Annotated in this window: 16 protein-coding genes; 15 read left to right on the top strand and 1 reads right to left on the bottom strand. The window is 41.8% G+C overall.

Annotated elements, in window-relative coordinates; all coding sequences use genetic code 11:
• The first annotated feature begins 8 nt into the window (after nucleotides 1-8).
• The 5 genes from KFT32_RS05695 (at nucleotide 9) to KFT32_RS05715 (ending at nucleotide 3,548) form a co-directional block, all read left to right on the top strand.
• Nucleotides 9-380: a DMT family transporter gene (locus tag KFT32_RS05695; protein WP_349304864.1), complete on the top strand. Its 372-nt coding sequence runs from the start codon at nucleotides 9-11 to the stop codon at nucleotides 378-380.
• A 711-nt stretch (nucleotides 381-1,091) separates the two neighbouring features.
• A complete protein-coding gene (locus tag KFT32_RS05700; RefSeq protein WP_211746165.1) occupies nucleotides 1,092-1,709 on the top strand; it encodes an NAD(P)H-dependent oxidoreductase in 618 nt (205 codons plus the stop codon).
• 185 nt (nucleotides 1,710-1,894) lie between these two features.
• On the top strand, nucleotides 1,895-2,551 hold the full coding sequence (locus KFT32_RS05705) for a CatB-related O-acetyltransferase (RefSeq protein WP_211746166.1): 657 nt from the start codon (nucleotides 1,895-1,897) through the stop codon (nucleotides 2,549-2,551).
• Nucleotides 2,552-2,879: 328 nt separating this feature from the next.
• On the top strand, nucleotides 2,880-3,158 hold the full coding sequence (locus KFT32_RS05710; RefSeq protein ID WP_481856309.1) for a hypothetical protein: 279 nt from the start codon (nucleotides 2,880-2,882) through the stop codon (nucleotides 3,156-3,158).
• Nucleotides 3,159-3,191: 33 nt separating this feature from the next.
• The gene (locus tag KFT32_RS05715; protein ID WP_211746168.1) at nucleotides 3,192-3,548 is read left to right on the top strand and encodes a MerR family transcriptional regulator; all 357 of its coding nucleotides are present in this window, start codon (nucleotides 3,192-3,194) and stop codon (nucleotides 3,546-3,548) included.
• Between the two features lie 92 nt (nucleotides 3,549-3,640).
• On the opposite strand, the gene KFT32_RS05720 is transcribed toward KFT32_RS05715, so the two are convergent.
• Nucleotides 3,641-4,567 carry a LysR family transcriptional regulator gene (locus KFT32_RS05720; protein WP_211746287.1) on the bottom strand — a complete coding sequence of 309 codons (927 nt, stop codon included), beginning with the start codon at nucleotides 4,565-4,567 and terminating at the stop codon, nucleotides 3,641-3,643.
• A gap of 208 nt (nucleotides 4,568-4,775) precedes the next feature.
• On the opposite strand from KFT32_RS05720, the gene KFT32_RS05725 reads away from it, so the two are divergent.
• The 10 genes from KFT32_RS05725 to KFT32_RS05770 all read left to right on the top strand — a co-directional run bounded on the left by KFT32_RS05725 (nucleotide 4,776) and on the right by KFT32_RS05770 (nucleotide 15,525).
• Entirely contained in the window at nucleotides 4,776-5,762 is a 987-nt protein-coding gene (locus KFT32_RS05725) for an ABC transporter ATP-binding protein (RefSeq protein ID WP_211746169.1), read from the top strand.
• 29 nt (nucleotides 5,763-5,791) lie between these two features.
• Nucleotides 5,792-6,850, top strand: coding sequence for an ABC transporter substrate-binding protein (locus KFT32_RS05730; RefSeq protein ID WP_211746170.1), 1,059 nt, complete (start codon nucleotides 5,792-5,794; stop codon nucleotides 6,848-6,850).
• Nucleotide 6,851: 1 nt separating this feature from the next.
• Entirely contained in the window at nucleotides 6,852-8,531 is a 1,680-nt protein-coding gene (locus KFT32_RS05735) for an ABC transporter permease (RefSeq protein ID WP_211746171.1), read from the top strand.
• On the top strand, nucleotides 8,528-9,841 hold the full coding sequence (locus tag KFT32_RS05740) for an MBL fold metallo-hydrolase (RefSeq protein WP_211746172.1): 1,314 nt from the start codon (nucleotides 8,528-8,530) through the stop codon (nucleotides 9,839-9,841). Before KFT32_RS05735 ends, KFT32_RS05740 begins: the two co-directional genes overlap by 4 nt.
• Nucleotides 9,842-10,106: 265 nt before the next feature.
• Nucleotides 10,107-10,553, top strand: coding sequence for a disulfide oxidoreductase (locus KFT32_RS05745; RefSeq protein WP_249435688.1), 447 nt, complete (start codon nucleotides 10,107-10,109; stop codon nucleotides 10,551-10,553).
• A 98-nt stretch (nucleotides 10,554-10,651) separates the two neighbouring features.
• On the top strand, nucleotides 10,652-11,323 hold the full coding sequence (locus KFT32_RS05750; protein WP_211746173.1) for a response regulator transcription factor: 672 nt from the start codon (nucleotides 10,652-10,654) through the stop codon (nucleotides 11,321-11,323).
• A complete protein-coding gene (locus tag KFT32_RS05755) occupies nucleotides 11,323-12,690 on the top strand; it encodes a sensor histidine kinase (protein ID WP_211746174.1) in 1,368 nt (455 codons plus the stop codon). Before KFT32_RS05750 ends, KFT32_RS05755 begins: the two co-directional genes overlap by 1 nt.
• A gap of 252 nt (nucleotides 12,691-12,942) precedes the next feature.
• Nucleotides 12,943-13,887, top strand: coding sequence for an alpha/beta fold hydrolase (locus tag KFT32_RS05760; protein WP_211746289.1), 945 nt, complete (start codon nucleotides 12,943-12,945; stop codon nucleotides 13,885-13,887).
• Nucleotides 13,888-14,014: 127 nt separating this feature from the next.
• Nucleotides 14,015-14,221, top strand: coding sequence for a zinc ribbon domain-containing protein (locus KFT32_RS05765; RefSeq protein WP_211746175.1), 207 nt, complete (start codon nucleotides 14,015-14,017; stop codon nucleotides 14,219-14,221).
• 308 nt (nucleotides 14,222-14,529) lie between these two features.
• On the top strand, nucleotides 14,530-15,525 hold the full coding sequence (locus tag KFT32_RS05770) for an amidohydrolase family protein (protein WP_211746176.1): 996 nt from the start codon (nucleotides 14,530-14,532) through the stop codon (nucleotides 15,523-15,525).
• Nucleotides 15,526-15,547 lie beyond the last annotated feature (22 nt).

Genomic DNA, 15,547 nt, shown 5'->3' on the forward strand with positions numbered 1-15,547 from the left:
AATGTTTTGTGAAAAGTTACATTGCTTTAGCAGTTGCGATTATTAGCGAGATATTTGGTACAACCATGCTTAAAATGTCTGAAGGATTTACCAATCTATTTCCTTCCCTCGGTGTCATTATTGGAATGGGATTGGCTTTCTACTGTCTGTCTTTATCTCTTAAATCGATACCACTTGGCATGGCTTATGCAATATGGTCAGGCGTAGGTACAGCATTAACCGCAGTCATTGGTATACTGCTCTGGGATGACCCTTTTAATTGGATTACTATTTTTAGTATAGCCATGATCATTGGAGGGGTCGTTTTGTTAAACTCTTCGAATCGCACTGAAAAAGTAGAGGGAACAGTGCTAACGATCCAAAATTCTAACATCGAATAAGAATACACAAATAAATGAATATATTGGTCTAAAATCTCAGGATGACCCCTACTTAGCAGACAGATTGTTCAGCTGTTTGTTAAGTAGGGGTTTTCCTCAGTTAAAACCACTTATTTAGGCAGGTGCAACTTACTATATATCGAAAAAAACCAGTGTCATTCTGGCCTTTTCTTCCAAATAAAGGGCGTATTGGTCATTAAGAAGTGAAAATAAAAAATTATGGAATATCAGGAATAGAACACAAGGATAGAACGGAAAAATACGATAGAACATCCCTTTACTCAAAAATTTATGGACAACAAGTTGAAATTTATTCAGCCCTCGGGAAACAACACTTCCTATCAAATTGAGTATCATCGCGAAGAAGATCTTGTTTCAAGTTCTTTATTAAGTGGAATGAAGCTTTCTCTATTTCAGCGAATTGCTGTAAAAGTCTTGAAATTAAATCCTACGTATGTACGTTGTATAGGGACCGTTACATTGACAGTCATTGAGAATGGAAAGCAACAGGTATATGAGCAGGAAGGTCTCTGGGAACAGATGTTTTTTGGGAAAAATAAGAGCGCAATAATTCAAGAAAGAACATTGTAGAAATCCTAAGTCTGAGTTCGAGCGAGAATAGAAACTTCTTTCTTTTTTGAGCGAACATTCAGCAACTGATCAAAACTCTCTTTATTTAAAATGTATTAAATAAATTATGGAGTGATTAATATGAAAGTACTTATTGTATTTGACCATCCGTACACAGCGACGGCTTTCGAAAATATTCCTCATCAGAGGAGCTTCTCAGCAGCATTACTGAATTCAGTTACCAAGGGTCTTCTTTCAGCGGGACACGAACTAGACCTTATTGACCTGCACGCAGACGGATTTAATCCTGTGATGTCAGCGGAAGAACTTGCAGCATGGAGACATAAAGAGACACTCGATCCTCTTACAAAAGATTATCAAAGAAGGATGTTCGAAGCGGATCATCTCATTTTTATATTCCCAATTTGGTGGGAATCGATGCCTGCATTAACGAAAGGATTTATAGATAAAGTGTTCGCTAAAGGGATCGTATATGAAGAGCCTAAAACAGGTAGACCTTTTGTAAGCAAGTTAAAGAAGCTTAAGGGTGTTTCGGTATTAACAGTAATGGCTACCCCAGGATTCGTGTATAGATGGATTTTTGGTAACCCAGTTACGAAAATGCTCTTTCGTGGAACATTCCGAAAAATGGGCTTCCATAAGTTGAAGTGGTATAACTACACTAGAATGGCTGATCGTTCGCTGGATGAAAGAACAAAGTATTTAGAAAAAACAGAGAAACGATTTGCGGCCCTTTAGTGTAAGTGGTCTACAACTTGGATGCATGATTTGACGAAGTAAAGATTCGCTTGATACAATGGCCCCATCAAATTGGAAAAGGATGAGGACGATGGTTCGTCGTTTGAAACGGTTTAAGAATGTTGCTACTGTATCAAGCTTCTAAGTAGAAAATGATTGATATTACTTAGAAGCGAGGGAAAAGCATGAAACAACATCGGTTTAATCACTGGTCTGAAATTAAGTACCTTAAGGATATTGTCACTAACCCCATGATTGAGGTAGGTGATTACTCCTACTACTCTGGTTATTACGATAATCATGATTTTGAAGATGGGTGTGTTAGATATCTTTGGGGAGATGACAAATCAAGAAAGTTATTTAACCCTATTAAAGATTATGGTTGGCATGTAGATAAATTGATTATAGGAAATTACGTATGCATTGCAAGTGGTGTAATTATATTAATGGGTGGAAATCACAATCATCATCCTGAATGGATTACTGTGTATCCGTTTGTGGACCAGATTGAAACCTCTTACGAGCCAAAAGGGGATACAATCATTGAAAGTGTTGCCTGGATTGGTATGAATGCAATGATTATGCCTGGTGTGAAAATAGGTGAAGGTGCCATTGTTGCGGCAGGATCGGTTGTCGTTAAAGATGTTCCACCCTATACGATCGTAGGCGGAAATCCTGCTAAAGAGATAAAGAAACGCTTTTCAGACAAAGAAATCGAAAAGTTAAAGGAAATGCGTTGGTTTGATTGGGAACGTGAGAAAATTGAACATGCTAGTCACATCCTATCAAGTTCTTCTATTCATCAATTATATGACTATTATCAAAAGGAAATAAAACCTTAAGATCACCTCATTTAATATATACGATTCAAGTTATTGAACTATAGGAAAACGTTTGTTTAATAAAGATGTGAAGGGCAGCCGTTCATGGAGAGCGGCTGCCTTTTGTTTATCTAATAGGCAGGATTGTTCCATAGTTTCAGTTGAATAAGAAGTGTATACTTAGTCGATTAGGTATTTGTCTGATGAAGTGCTGTGAAGAACAAAGAGATCATTTGAAGCACATTGACAGCGCGTATACAAATGCATACAATCAACAAAAAAAGAAAGTATGTATACAACTGAGACTGAAGATGGGGGACTACTAATGAAAAATGAAGAATTTAAGGAAATGAATAGAGAAGGACATCATCGTGATGAGCGCCACAAAGGAAGAGATGGTTCACAAGAACGGGGCGCAAAAACGTTCCGCAGGGGTAGAGCCATCGCTTTTTTAGATAGAATGAATGTTAAACGCTCAACCATTAAGGATCAGCTAGATAAACCTGAGTTTCAATCGATTCAACCGATTTTAGTTGGTGAATTAAAAGCGTTGGATATGGTAATTGACGAATTTATTCAACTGTTTGAAATACATGAGAATGAAACAACAGATCTACCCAAAACCTAAGATATTGCTACAGACTTGCGAGGTGAAATTTACATGCTGATATCAGAAGTAAGTAAAAAATTCGAGTTATCACAAGATACTCTCCGCTATTACGAACGCATCGGACTTATTCCTCGTGTGAATCGTAATAAAAGTGGAATTAGAGATTATACAGAAGAAGATTGCAGATGGGTTGAACATATCAAATGTATGCGAGGTGTAGGTCTTCCTGTTGAAACGTTAACGGAGTATGTTCAGCTTTACCAACAGGGTGATGAAACAATCGATGCTAGAAAGCAGCTGTTAATTAAACAACGTGAGGAACTCTCAAAGAGAATGAAAGAGATGGAGTCTGTGTTAGGACGCATGGATGACAAAATAGCAAGGTACGATCAGACAATAGTAAAATAACAATAAAAAAACAAACCACAGTGGACTTCATTATCCTTACTGCGGTTTGTTTTTTATTAGTATCTCTCTAGAACAAGATTCGTCTTGATGATTTATTCTTGGTCAGCACAGAGAGGCTCATGGGAGTTTTGTTGATAGTCCTCTAGGAAATCGATGAAACGCCTGCTCGTTGCAGATAGATAACGGTCCTGATTGGTCAGGACATATACCTGCCTTACAGGAATAGATTCTGGAATCGGCCACATTCGCAGCAAGCCTCGATCTACTTCAGATTGAACGGCCATTCGCGAGATAAAAGAAACATGTTCGCCCAGCATGACCGCCTGTTTGATAGCTTCCAGAGAATCTAACTCTAGTTTTGGGGAAGGATGAATACCTTGCTGTTCAAGCCACTGATCGGTTATGCGCCGAGTACTTGATGACTCACCATGTAAGACAAAGGTTGAAGAAGCAATCCATTCCGGGGACCATTCCGCTTGATTGGCACAAGGATGTGAAGGTGAACATATCAGTACGAGTTCGTCAGGGCAGATCGCTTTCGCTTTCAAAGGAGCCTGGTGAAAGGAACCGGTCGAAATGATACCGATATCAATCTCATGCGATTGCAGCATCCCAGTAATGACCGGGGCTGTTTTAACGGACAACGAAATGTGGATACGAGGATAGGCTTTGGTAAAAGCATCAATAACTGCAGGCAGGATATACGTAGCTGGTACATAACTCGCCCCGATGGATAATGTTCCTTGTCTCAGTGTATCGAACTCATTTACCACCCGCTGTGCTTCGGACGCCAGTGCATTTATTTTGGAAGCATAATGAAGCAAGGCAAACCCCGCATCGGTGAGAATAATTTTACCCATACGTGCATCGAACAATTTCACTCCAAAATCGCGTTCAAGATTTTTCATGTGAAAAGTGACTGTGGGCTGTTTTAGCCCAAGCAGATCAGCAACTGTAGTGATTTTATTATGCTTGTCCAGCAGTTCCACAATCTTAAGTTTTAATAAATTGAGATTCATCATCATAAATCCTCCCGCTTCTTTATTTCACTCGTCCTCTATATAGATTAAATCTATGAAGGTTAACGCTGTTCATTGAAAAAATTAATTTTCATTTTACAAAAGCATAATACTGGCTTTCATTCCCACAGGTAGACTGTTCTATGTAAGGACGTGCATGCAACATGACGTACGAATCAAATGCTGAAAAAGGAAGGGAATACATCGGATGGATTTGAACATTCGCGGCCTAGGGAAAAGCTTTGGTGAAAGTATTGCACTCCACAAGACCGATCTGAGTATAAGACAGGGGAAATTTACAACATTGCTTGGACCATCAGGTTGCGGCAAGACAACACTGCTACGCATGATCGCAGGTTTGGAGCGGCCGGATACAGGAGAAATTAGCTTTGGAGAAGATATCCTGTTCAGCCAGAAGAAAGAAGTTCCACCTCACAAGCGCGGATTCGGCATGGTGTTTCAAGACTTTGCGCTATGGCCGCATATGACTGTATTTGAGAATGTGGCATTTGGGATCAGAGCTGCTGGACGAAAGGATGGGATTCGAGAAAAGGTCATGGAGGCACTGGACAAGGTTAAGCTATCGGGTATGGAAGAACGTTATCCACACCAGTTATCTGGGGGGCAACAGCAGCGCGTTGCATTCGCAAGAGCGGTGGCTATAAGACCTCGACTCGTGCTGTTTGATGAACCTCTCAGTGCACTCGATGCTGTACTGCGTGATGAAATGCGCCTCGAGATGATGTATCTAGTGCGAGAAATGGGATTAACCGCTCTTTATGTAACACACGATCAGATCGAAGCCATGTCCATGTCGGACGAAGTGATTGTTATGCATAGCGGTAAGGTACTCCAGATCGGAACACCGGAGAACATTTACAATCTACCCAATCACCCATTCGTGGCTCGTTTTATTGGAAAATCTAACTGGTTAGCTGGCGGAGTATCAATGTTCAGACCCGAACATATCGTGTTCAGTCCGGGAGGGCAGGAGTCCCAGGAGTCTTATTCCTACAGTGCCATAGTTACACAAGTCAGCTATGTTGGAGATCGCTATGAGGTGAGGTTACATACGGACGAGGTTCGTGAGCATTGGCTCGCTTATTATCCTGAGCGATTACGCGAAGGTACGAAAGTAACCGTCTACGTACCGAAACAACACCTTCATCAGGTTGGAGAGAGCTTGAAAGACTAATTTACAAACAAACCAAGGGGGATTTGAAGATGATCATTACGAAACACAATTCATGGAAAAAGGGAGCTTCTCTTGTTCTGACATTGACACTTGGAGTTGCTCTAGCTGGATGTGGAAGCGGCCAAGGGAAGGTCGATACCGCTGCAGCAGGTGGGGGGAATCAAACGGTTGCGACTTCGGACAATACACTTACCGTGTATACAGCAGGTCCAGAAGGGCTCGCAAACAAGCTCATCGAGGAATTCCAATCTCAATCCGGCATTAAAATAGAAATGTTCCAGGGAACTACGGGTAAGATTCTGGCCCGTATGGAAGCAGAAAAGTCCAATCCGGTAGCGGATGTCGTTATTTTAGCCTCGCTTCCTTCAGCCCAAGGTCTAAAGAACGAAGGGTTAACACTCCCTTATCCGGAAGCTCAAAATGCAGACAAACTGAATAAGGATTGGTCTGATCCAGAAGGTAACTACTTTAGCACCAGTGCATCGGCACTTGGTATTGCCTATAATACAAATTTGGTGACCACACCACCAACATCATGGAGCGACCTCATGAAACCAGAATATAAAGACCAAATCAACATTCCCGATCCAACACTGTCCGGTTCAGCACTTGACTTTATTACAGGTTACCTTAGTGATAAAGGCGAAGGCGGTTGGTCTTTATTCGAACAATATAAGGACAATGGTGTAGCCATGGCGGGAGCTAATCAGGAAGCACTTGATCCTGTCATTACTGGCGCTAAGAGCATGGTTGCTGGAGCAGTAGATTACATGACTTACAAAGCGAAGGAGAAAGGTGAACCGATCGATATTATCTACCCTGAAGAAGGTACAGTTATCAGTCCAAGGCCAGCAGCAATTCTTAAATCTACTAAGCATGAAGAGAACGCAAAGGCGTTCATCGATTACCTGCTTTCGGACTCGGCACAGAAATTAGTTTCTGATGCTGCACTGCTTCCAGGACGTACGGATATTAAAGCAGAAAATCGTGCTAATCTGGATGAGATCCCGCTGCTCAAGACGGACTGGAATTGGATGGGCGAGCAAGGGGCAGACGTAGCCGATCAATTTACGAAGCTGTTTAAATAAGATGAATCATTTCTTTTCTCAGCGTCAATTCAAAATCTGGTCAATGGCACTCGCCCTTCTGGTCCTAATTCTTCTCATTGTGGTGCCATTGGCTGAAATCTTCATCCAAAGCGTTTATCGAGAGGGTCAGTTGCAGTGGTCTGCCCCCTTTAAAACGCTGGCAGATTCCGGCATCGTGAGAGTACTTTCATCCTCTATGTTGCTGGGGGTATGTGTAGTTCTGGGAACAACTGTGTTAGCATTGCCCCTTGCTTGGGTGATGGTGAGATCACGACTTGGACGCTGGCAGTGGCTAGAAATTGTGTTCCTTATCCCTTTCATGACACCACCTTACATCGGTTCGATGGGCTGGATTCTGTTCATGCAAAAAAACGGTTATCTGCAGCAGTTAGCACCTAGTCTCTCTGGAGTGGGTGAAGCATTTTTTTCCTTTGGCGGGATGGTTGCGATCATGAGTCTGCATCTTTATCCGTTCTTGTATTTGCTGCTACGAGGAGCGTTAGAACGAATTGGTGGAAACTTGGAAGAAGCGGGTGCAGTTATGGGGGCATCCTTTACCTACCGTTTTCGCCGGATTGTTGCTCCACTTTTACTGTCAGCCTTTGGTATGGGAGCGATGCTCGTATTTGTCAAAACGATAGCAGAATTCGGAACACCGGTCACGTTCGGAAAACGCATCGGTTATGAAGTGATGACGTCAGAAATTCATAAGTACATCTCCAGTTGGCCAATTGATTTTGGTAAAGCAACAACGTTATCTTCCGTACTTCTAACTGCCTGTCTATTGGTATGGTACGCCCAGTCTCTGTTGAATCGTAAATATACATATGGACTGGTCGGCGGGAAGGGAGTGCGTCGTTCTACGATAAGTAGCAACAGGTGGTTACACTGGATAGGGGGGATTTATGTTATCCTTCTTCTCATCTTATCGATAGGCATTCCTTACTTCTCCATTGTGGCAGCCTCTACGATGAAGCTGCGCGGAGTTGGACTCGCATGGAATAATTTTACGCTTGATTACTACAAGGAGCTGCTGAGCTTACATTCACCCAGCATGAAGGCGCTGATGAATAGCTTATGGCTGTCTTTAACTGCTTCCACCATTGCTGTACTGCTCGGCACCTGGTTTGCGCTAGTTATCCAGAAGTCCCGAACCCGATTGCAGCGAATGACCGACTTATTTAGTCTTTTGCCGAACACTGTACCTGGGATTGTACTGGTTGTAGGTCTTATCCTATTATGGAATTCTCCATGGATGCCGATCCCGCTCTATAACACTTATGGGATGGTCATACTCACCTACGTAGTATTGTTCATTCCTTATACGGTACAGTATGTCAAAAGCGCTTTTACCCAAATTGACCCTTCCCTGTTTCAAGCTGGACAAGTGTTTGGCGGGAAACCGGTATACATTTTTATCCGAGTACTTCTTCCGCTTATCATGCCGGGAATGTTGGCCGGATGGATGATGACATTTACGATTTCCTCTCGTGAACTTGTCGGTTCCCTGCTGATCTTGCCACCATCTGTCAAAACTTCAGCCACATATATTTATGCCCAATTTGAACAGGGACAAGTTTCACTCGGCATGGCAATGGCTGTTGTTTCCGTTGGGCTGACAACTCTTCTACTCATATTACTGGAAGTTGTGGGATCAAGAAGGAAGTGGGACTCACAATGATCAATTTAAATGTATGGGGCGGGGCAGGAGAGCATGGACGTTCCTGCTACGTACTTACAGGAGAAAAGCATCAAATCATGCTTGACTGTGGAATCAAAAAGGAGGGTACGGGTCAGTATCCATTGTTTGATCCTAATATCATTCCGGGGCTAACGGCGGTATTCCTATCGCATGCGCATGAAGATCATTCCATGGCGCTACCCTTGCTATACAAACATGGTTATTCAGGAGAGATCTGGACAACAAAACCTACCGCTTCTCAGCTCAGTCTATATTTCTCCAATTGGAAGAGGTATGTAGCAAGTAAAGGCGGGGATCTTCCCTATGATGAAATCCACATTTCAGCCATGCGTTTCCGTTTCCTGGAGGACGAAATAAAAGCAGGGGATTGGCTCGAACTTGAAAAAGGACTTCAAATTCAATGGGGGCGAAGCGGTCATATGATCGGTTCTGTATGGATGAAATTCCAGATGGAAGACCGCCACCTTTTTTTCTCAGGAGACTTCAGTCGCGAATCCCTTCTTTTAGATATAGATCCTCCCAGAGAGACTTTACCTGTTGAAATAGCTGAGAATGGCAGGCATAGACGAAAGACATCTTTATCCATCATAGATAACGCGTATGGCATGAATGGGGAATCGCAGGATCAAAAATTGATCCTACTTCGCGAGTTTGTGTTAAATGTCCTGGGCAGAGGTGGCCATGTATTGTTGCCGGTTCCCGCATTTGGCCGTGGTCAGGAACTTTTGATCTGGGCATTACGTGTATTTCCAGAACAAAAAATACTGGCCGAACAAGAAATTTGGGATGGTCTCCTTCAGATGACAGCGTGGCAAGATTGGCTCAGGCCAAAAGCAATTCGTCAGATTGCATCGGCCCTTCATTCCTCGCAAGTTTATGTCCCGGGAAATGAGGAAGACAGACGTTCCCTATTGAGGGAGAAGGAAGCATTGATCATTTTTACGACGGATGGAATGATGGAGTCGCCTCGTGCAAGGTGGTATGCTAGACGTCTTGCAGAGTCGAGAAACCACGCAATTATTGTTACGGGTCATGCTAGTGAAGGAACTTATGCCCAGAGGCTACTTAAAGGAGAGACTGAGGATTCGGGGTCCGAAGTGGTACAAATGGGATTCAAAATTCATCAGGGGCTTCACGACGTAAGGCAAATGATGAATGAGGTTCCAAGCTGCAAAACGGTTCTGGTTCATGCACCAAAATCTGAAACGGACCGTGTGATTGCTAACTTGGCTCTTGATGGGTATGAAGGAGTGTATTCGCTTGAACCAGGAGCAGTCTTTCGTATATAAAATACATGAAGTAAATCAACCCCACTTTATCAAGTCAACAGCATAGTATCATAAGAAGTCGCCCTATTGGCGACTTTTTTTGTACTGTCGCACGGTGCTTGGTTCGTTTGATTATTTTTTTCGTACACAAATGTTCACTTTATCCAATACTTCATAGCTATATGGAGCTATATCAAATCAATAGAGTGAAAACGTATAATGAATTCAAAAAAAAGGAAATGGACTGGGGTTAAATATAAGTCGAATTCAAAAATAGGGAGGTAACATGAAGACACGATTTCAAATGAAGAACGAGTACCGCATGTATGGGGCTTGGATTGTATCTATGGCAGCTACGTTAGGAAGTCTTTATTTTAGTGAGATTAAAGGATACGATCCATGCGATTTATGCTGGTTTCAACGTATCTTTATGTATCCTTTAACGATTGTACTTGCGATAGCTTGCTACCACAAAGACTATACTGTTACTCGATATGTGCTTCCGCTTTCTATCATTGGGGGATCTATTTCACTATTTCATATTTTATATCAACAATTTCATTCGTGGTTTGCTGATCAGTCTATCGTTGCTTGCGGACCAACTCCATGTACAACAAACTATTTTGCATGGTTTGGCTTTATTACGATACCTGTGTTGGCACTTACAGCTTTTACACTGATCACTGTTCTTTTATTGAAACTTCCTAAAGATAAGGTTACTAGTGAAAATTAATTTTTGAAATACCGACGGAATTCAAAAAAATCTGCCTTCTCTTTTATAGTATAATGATTACTTCAATATGCAATGTGAAAAGGGAAAGAGGGAACGGATTGCCTACTATACTGGTTGCAGACGACGATGCGAACATTCGCGAACTCGTCTGTTTATTTCTTCGCAACGACGGATTTGTAACAGCCGAAGCCGCAGACGGTAAGGAAGCACTTGCCGTCTACGCTTCACAGCATGTCGATCTTGTCGTGCTCGATATTATGATGCCGATTATGGACGGTTGGACATTGTGCAAAGAACTCCGACGAGCCAATCCTGATCTTCCGCTACTTCTGCTGACTGCAAGGGGTGAAACATGGGAGAAGGTGAAAGGATTCGAACTTGGAACAGATGATTATTTAACGAAGCCATTCGATCCATTGGAGTTAACCGTTCGAGTTAGGGCACTATTGAAACGATATCGGATTGGCTCCACACAGACGGTCCGGTTTGGCAACGTCATTCTTGATCGGCAAACGTATAAGGTGACGAGAGGGGCAGATTCGCTAACGTTGCCGCTCAAGGAGTTTGAATTACTATATAAGCTCGCAAGTACACCTGGGCAAGTCTATACGCGCGAGCAATTGATTGATCAAATTTGGGGGATCGATTACGCAGGTGATGAGCGAACGATAGATGTTCATATTAAGCGCCTGCGTGAACGCTTTGCGGATACTCCTGATTTTCGTATCGAAACCGTTCGTGGTCTTGGCTACCGGCTAGAGGTACAGTAATGATCAGATCCTTATACATACGAGTTGTACTGACCTTTCTGGTCTCCGTAATTGGGGGCACGATCATTGCTTTTTTTGTGGCAACTTGGATATATGAAGATCAATTGAATGAAAACTTGCAAGTTACTTTACTGGATTTTGGACAGGATATTGTTCAGATTTACGAGACCTTTCCTTTCGCTGAAGCGGAATCGTACGTAAGGGAGATGAAACAGCTCAATTCCTATCATATTCGAATTTACGAAGAGACGGGTCAGTTCCGTTCTTATGGATCACTTAAAGGAAAGGATCCCTCCGTTGTGACGATGGAACAAGTGAAGAAAGTACTGGGCGGGGAAATTTCTCAAACGAGAACGAATGGTATTGATCCAATCGTCTTAGGTCTCCCAATGCAAACGGAAAAGGGAGCGAAAGCGATGTTTGTAGAGGCGGTCGCGCCTTCTTCCTCCACATTTTTAATCAAGTGGATTATTAATTTTTTGACCTATTCGTTGATAGCGGGAAGTTTACTAATTCTCGTTGCTGCCATGTTTCTAATAAGACCGATCAAAAAGCTGACACAAGCGACCAGGCGAATAGCAGCTGGAGATTTTAACGTTAAACTGAATATTAAACAAAAGGGTGAACTCGGTACTTTGGCTCGCAGCTTCGAAGACATGATGTACGATCTCCAGCAACTTGAGCAGATGCGAAGAGACTTTGTAACCAATGTGTCGCACGAAGTTCAGTCGCCACTCACCTCGATATCCGGTTATGCAATGGCGCTCAAGCAAGTTAACCTCTCAGATCACGACCGAAGCCGCTATCTTGATATTATCATCGCCGAAGCGAAACGGATGTCCAAAATGAGCGATAGCCTGCTACAGCTGAGTTTGCTTGAATCGCAATCACAGCATCTACGAATCGTCACTTTCAGCCTTGATGAACAGATCAGAAGGGTTATCGTGGCGCTCCAGCCGCTATGGTCGCCTCGCAACATCCATTTCGACCTTAATTTGAGAGCAGTTATGCTATCGGCTGATCCTGACCAGCTGAATCAAGTATGGACCAATATCATTAGCAATAGCATTAAATTTTCCGAGGATGGCGGCTCTATTAACATTAGCATCAAACAAGATATTAACAACGTGACTATCCAGATATCGGATACGGGGATTGGTATTTCACTTGAGGATCAAAAGCGTATATTTGAGCGTTTTTTTAAGGTAGATCGTTCCCATAGTCGTAAGTATGACGGTAGCGGGATGGGACTCGCCATTGTGAAACAGATTGTATCGCTTCATCAAGGTGAGATCCGGGTGGAAAGTGAACTGGGCCGAGGGACAAGCATTATTGTTACCTTGCCGAATGTAATGGATATAGCGTAATTCGATTCCTACAGTATCAGTCCGAATTCCGATTACGAAGAACGGTTCTGATATTCTTTAGGCTACGACATCATCTGCAAGCTATTTTGCATGTGAAGTCGTAGCATTTTTTGTTAGTTCATGCTCCGTTCATATTAACGTCATAGGGAGTACATCTTTATCCTATAAGCTCTTTATAGCGGTCCATATGGCCCAACATACAGATGACGACAGGAGAAGATACGAGTGAAACTAAACGAAGAGGTACAGAAAATGAGGATAGGTAAACCGTTTATCTTTATACTTAAAGCAATAGGGGTATTCGTTGCCGCCGTAGCGGTTTTTCTAGTGATTGTTTTTATTGTTCATATGATCAGCAACAAATTAGAACAACAAAAAATACAATCCTATGGTCAGTTCGTACAGGTGGATGGAAAAAACATGAATGTTCTGATTGAAGGATCAGGCGAAGAAACCGTCGTACTACTGCCAGGTTACGGAACAGCAGCACCAGCACTTGATTTTAAGCCATTAATACAAGAGCTATCCCCATATTACAAAGTAGTTGTAGTAGAGCCTTTTGGTTATGGATTAAGTGATGTTACCGATAAAGAACGAAGCACAGCAAATATCGTTAGTGAAATTCATGAAGCTCTGCAGAGCCTTAACATTGATCGATATATTCTCATGGGTCACTCCATTGCGGGCATTTACGGACTAGATTATGTGAATAAATATGAAAACGAAGTGAGTGCATTTGTCGGGATCGATACCAGTGTTCCTACACAAGGCAATATGGATGTGGAGTTTCCGATAAAAACGCTCAAACTTCTCAAAAATTCAGGTATAGCCAGATTGGTAGTAAAACTAAGTGGTGATCCCTATGCTGGATTACCATATGATGATGACACAAAAGAACAAATGAGAATGCTTTCTCTCAAAAATATGTATAATTCCAGCACAGCAAATGAAATGGAAAATTTTTATACGAATTTTAAAGCAGCCGAAAATTTAACATTCCCTAAAAATCTTCCGCTTATATTGTTTATAGAAGCGAATAATACAGATGTTGAAGGATGGATCCCCCTGCATGAAGAACAAGTGAAAAATTCTTTACATGGTAAAGTGATAAGACTTGATGGGGAACATTATTTACATCATACCAAGTCAAAAGAAATCGTGGAGAACGTTAGGGGGGTTATGGAAGAAATAAAATAAGGAAAAAACCGCCCTTAGGGACGGTTTTTTCCTTATTTTATGGTGACAATGCATAAAACAGGTGGACCTTGGAACCAATCGCATTACAATTCGTATGAATGTCTAGATTAATAGGAGGCGATTATTAATGAATGAAAAAGGTTGTATTAAATGTGGAAGTAGAGACGCGGAGACCAAAGAAGTAGCGATGACGGGTACAGGGCTATCAAAAATGTTTGATATTCAGAATAATCAATTCGTTGTCGTATACTGCAAAAATTGCGGGTATTCCGAATTTTACAATAAAAATGCTTCAAGAGCTTCCAATATTATTGACTTCTTTTTCGGTGGGTAAAGTAGATCCTATTTAGGATGGCGGATTGCTCATCTATGTACGAATGAAATCGGTACCCATAGACTGGACACTTTGAAAAGGTGTTTAGGATGTGGGTGCTTTTTATTAGATATAAGATCATCTGAAGGAAAAACATCAAGAGTTACAAGGCAATCATGAAACATTATTTAAGAGTAGAAAAGGGGAGAATTGCGGTATCTTGGCTTGACAATCTGTTCATAGATAAGTAATTATTAAAAATTAAAGTATCCCTGTTTATTTAAGACTTCCATGAGATACATACAATAATGAACTGGCTGGTGTGAAAAATGAAAATAATAGCGCTTGAAGAACACTTTACAAATCCTGCACTCAATGCAGATATTCAAAAACAGGTTCAAAAATTGTCTCCTCATTTCTATGAGGCTTTTGGCAACAATGGACTTGTTGGCTCTCCCAACCCAGAAGAATTGATGGACTTGGGAGACATTCGCATCGCAAATATGGATGCAAATAAGATTGACATTCAGTGCCTGTCTTATTCTGCTCCCGGTGCCCAAATCCTTCCTCCAGCAGAGGCAATCTCGTTTGCAAGAGAGGCAAACGATTATTTAGCAGATTCCATTAAAGCACATCCTGATCGTTTTGTTGGATTTGCTATGTTACCGACTTCTGCACCTGAACAGGCAGCAATTGAATTAGAGCGTGCCGTTCAGCAGCTGAATTTCAAAGGATTTATGATTAATGGACGTACAGATGATCTGTTTCTCGATCACGTGAAATTCCGTCCTATACTGGAGGCAGCATCTGCTTTAGATGTCCCTCTCTTTTTGCATCCATCATTAATATCTAAGGGAATACAAGAATCTTATTACGGTGGTTTTGATCCGGTTCTCAGTACTCGTTTTGCAACGGCTGGTTTTGGGTGGCATGCAGAAACAGGCATTCATGCAATGCGTATGATTCTAGGAGGTATTTTCGATGAATACCCTAATTTACAAATTATTCTTGGTCATTGGGGAGAAATGATTCCTCCCTTCTTAGAACGACTAGACTTAACTATGTCTGGAGCGGCTAAGCATTTACAGCGTAGTGTATCAGAGTATTTTACGAATCATATGTATGTGACACCTAGCGGGATGTGGAGTCTTCCACAGCTGAAGATGAACATGGATATTATGGGAGCAGACCGAATCATGTATTCGGTAGACTACCCGTTCATTAAAAATGAAGAAGCAAGGGCCTTTTTAGAAAATGCCCCAATAAGTGATTTGGATAAAGAGAAGATAGCTTATTCCAATGCGAAACAATTGTTGAAACTGTAAGAATCATTGAGTTGCAATCATC

Origin of the sequence: Paenibacillus sp. Marseille-Q4541 (assembly GCF_018310695.1) — a bacterium.
Lineage (GTDB): Bacteria > Bacillota > Bacilli > Paenibacillales > Paenibacillaceae > Paenibacillus.

Coding starts and splice junctions, on each gene's coding strand:
- KFT32_RS05700 (WP_211746165.1), top strand. CDS start 1,092: ATGAAAGTACTTATTGTATTTGACCATCCGTACACAGCGACGGCTTTC.
- KFT32_RS05705 (WP_211746166.1), top strand. CDS start 1,895: ATGAAACAACATCGGTTTAATCACTGGTCTGAAATTAAGTACCTTAAG.
- KFT32_RS05710 (WP_481856309.1), top strand. CDS start 2,880: ATGAATAGAGAAGGACATCATCGTGATGAGCGCCACAAAGGAAGAGAT.
- KFT32_RS05715 (WP_211746168.1), top strand. CDS start 3,192: ATGCTGATATCAGAAGTAAGTAAAAAATTCGAGTTATCACAAGATACT.
- KFT32_RS05720 (WP_211746287.1), bottom strand. CDS start 4,567: ATGAATCTCAATTTATTAAAACTTAAGATTGTGGAACTGCTGGACAAG.
- KFT32_RS05725 (WP_211746169.1), top strand. CDS start 4,776: ATGGATTTGAACATTCGCGGCCTAGGGAAAAGCTTTGGTGAAAGTATT.
- KFT32_RS05730 (WP_211746170.1), top strand. CDS start 5,792: ATGATCATTACGAAACACAATTCATGGAAAAAGGGAGCTTCTCTTGTT.
- KFT32_RS05735 (WP_211746171.1), top strand. CDS start 6,852: ATGAATCATTTCTTTTCTCAGCGTCAATTCAAAATCTGGTCAATGGCA.
- KFT32_RS05740 (WP_211746172.1), top strand. CDS start 8,528: ATGATCAATTTAAATGTATGGGGCGGGGCAGGAGAGCATGGACGTTCC.
- KFT32_RS05745 (WP_249435688.1), top strand. CDS start 10,107: ATGAAGACACGATTTCAAATGAAGAACGAGTACCGCATGTATGGGGCT.
- KFT32_RS05755 (WP_211746174.1), top strand. CDS start 11,323: ATGATCAGATCCTTATACATACGAGTTGTACTGACCTTTCTGGTCTCC.
- KFT32_RS05760 (WP_211746289.1), top strand. CDS start 12,943: ATGAGGATAGGTAAACCGTTTATCTTTATACTTAAAGCAATAGGGGTA.
- KFT32_RS05765 (WP_211746175.1), top strand. CDS start 14,015: ATGAATGAAAAAGGTTGTATTAAATGTGGAAGTAGAGACGCGGAGACC.
- KFT32_RS05770 (WP_211746176.1), top strand. CDS start 14,530: ATGAAAATAATAGCGCTTGAAGAACACTTTACAAATCCTGCACTCAAT.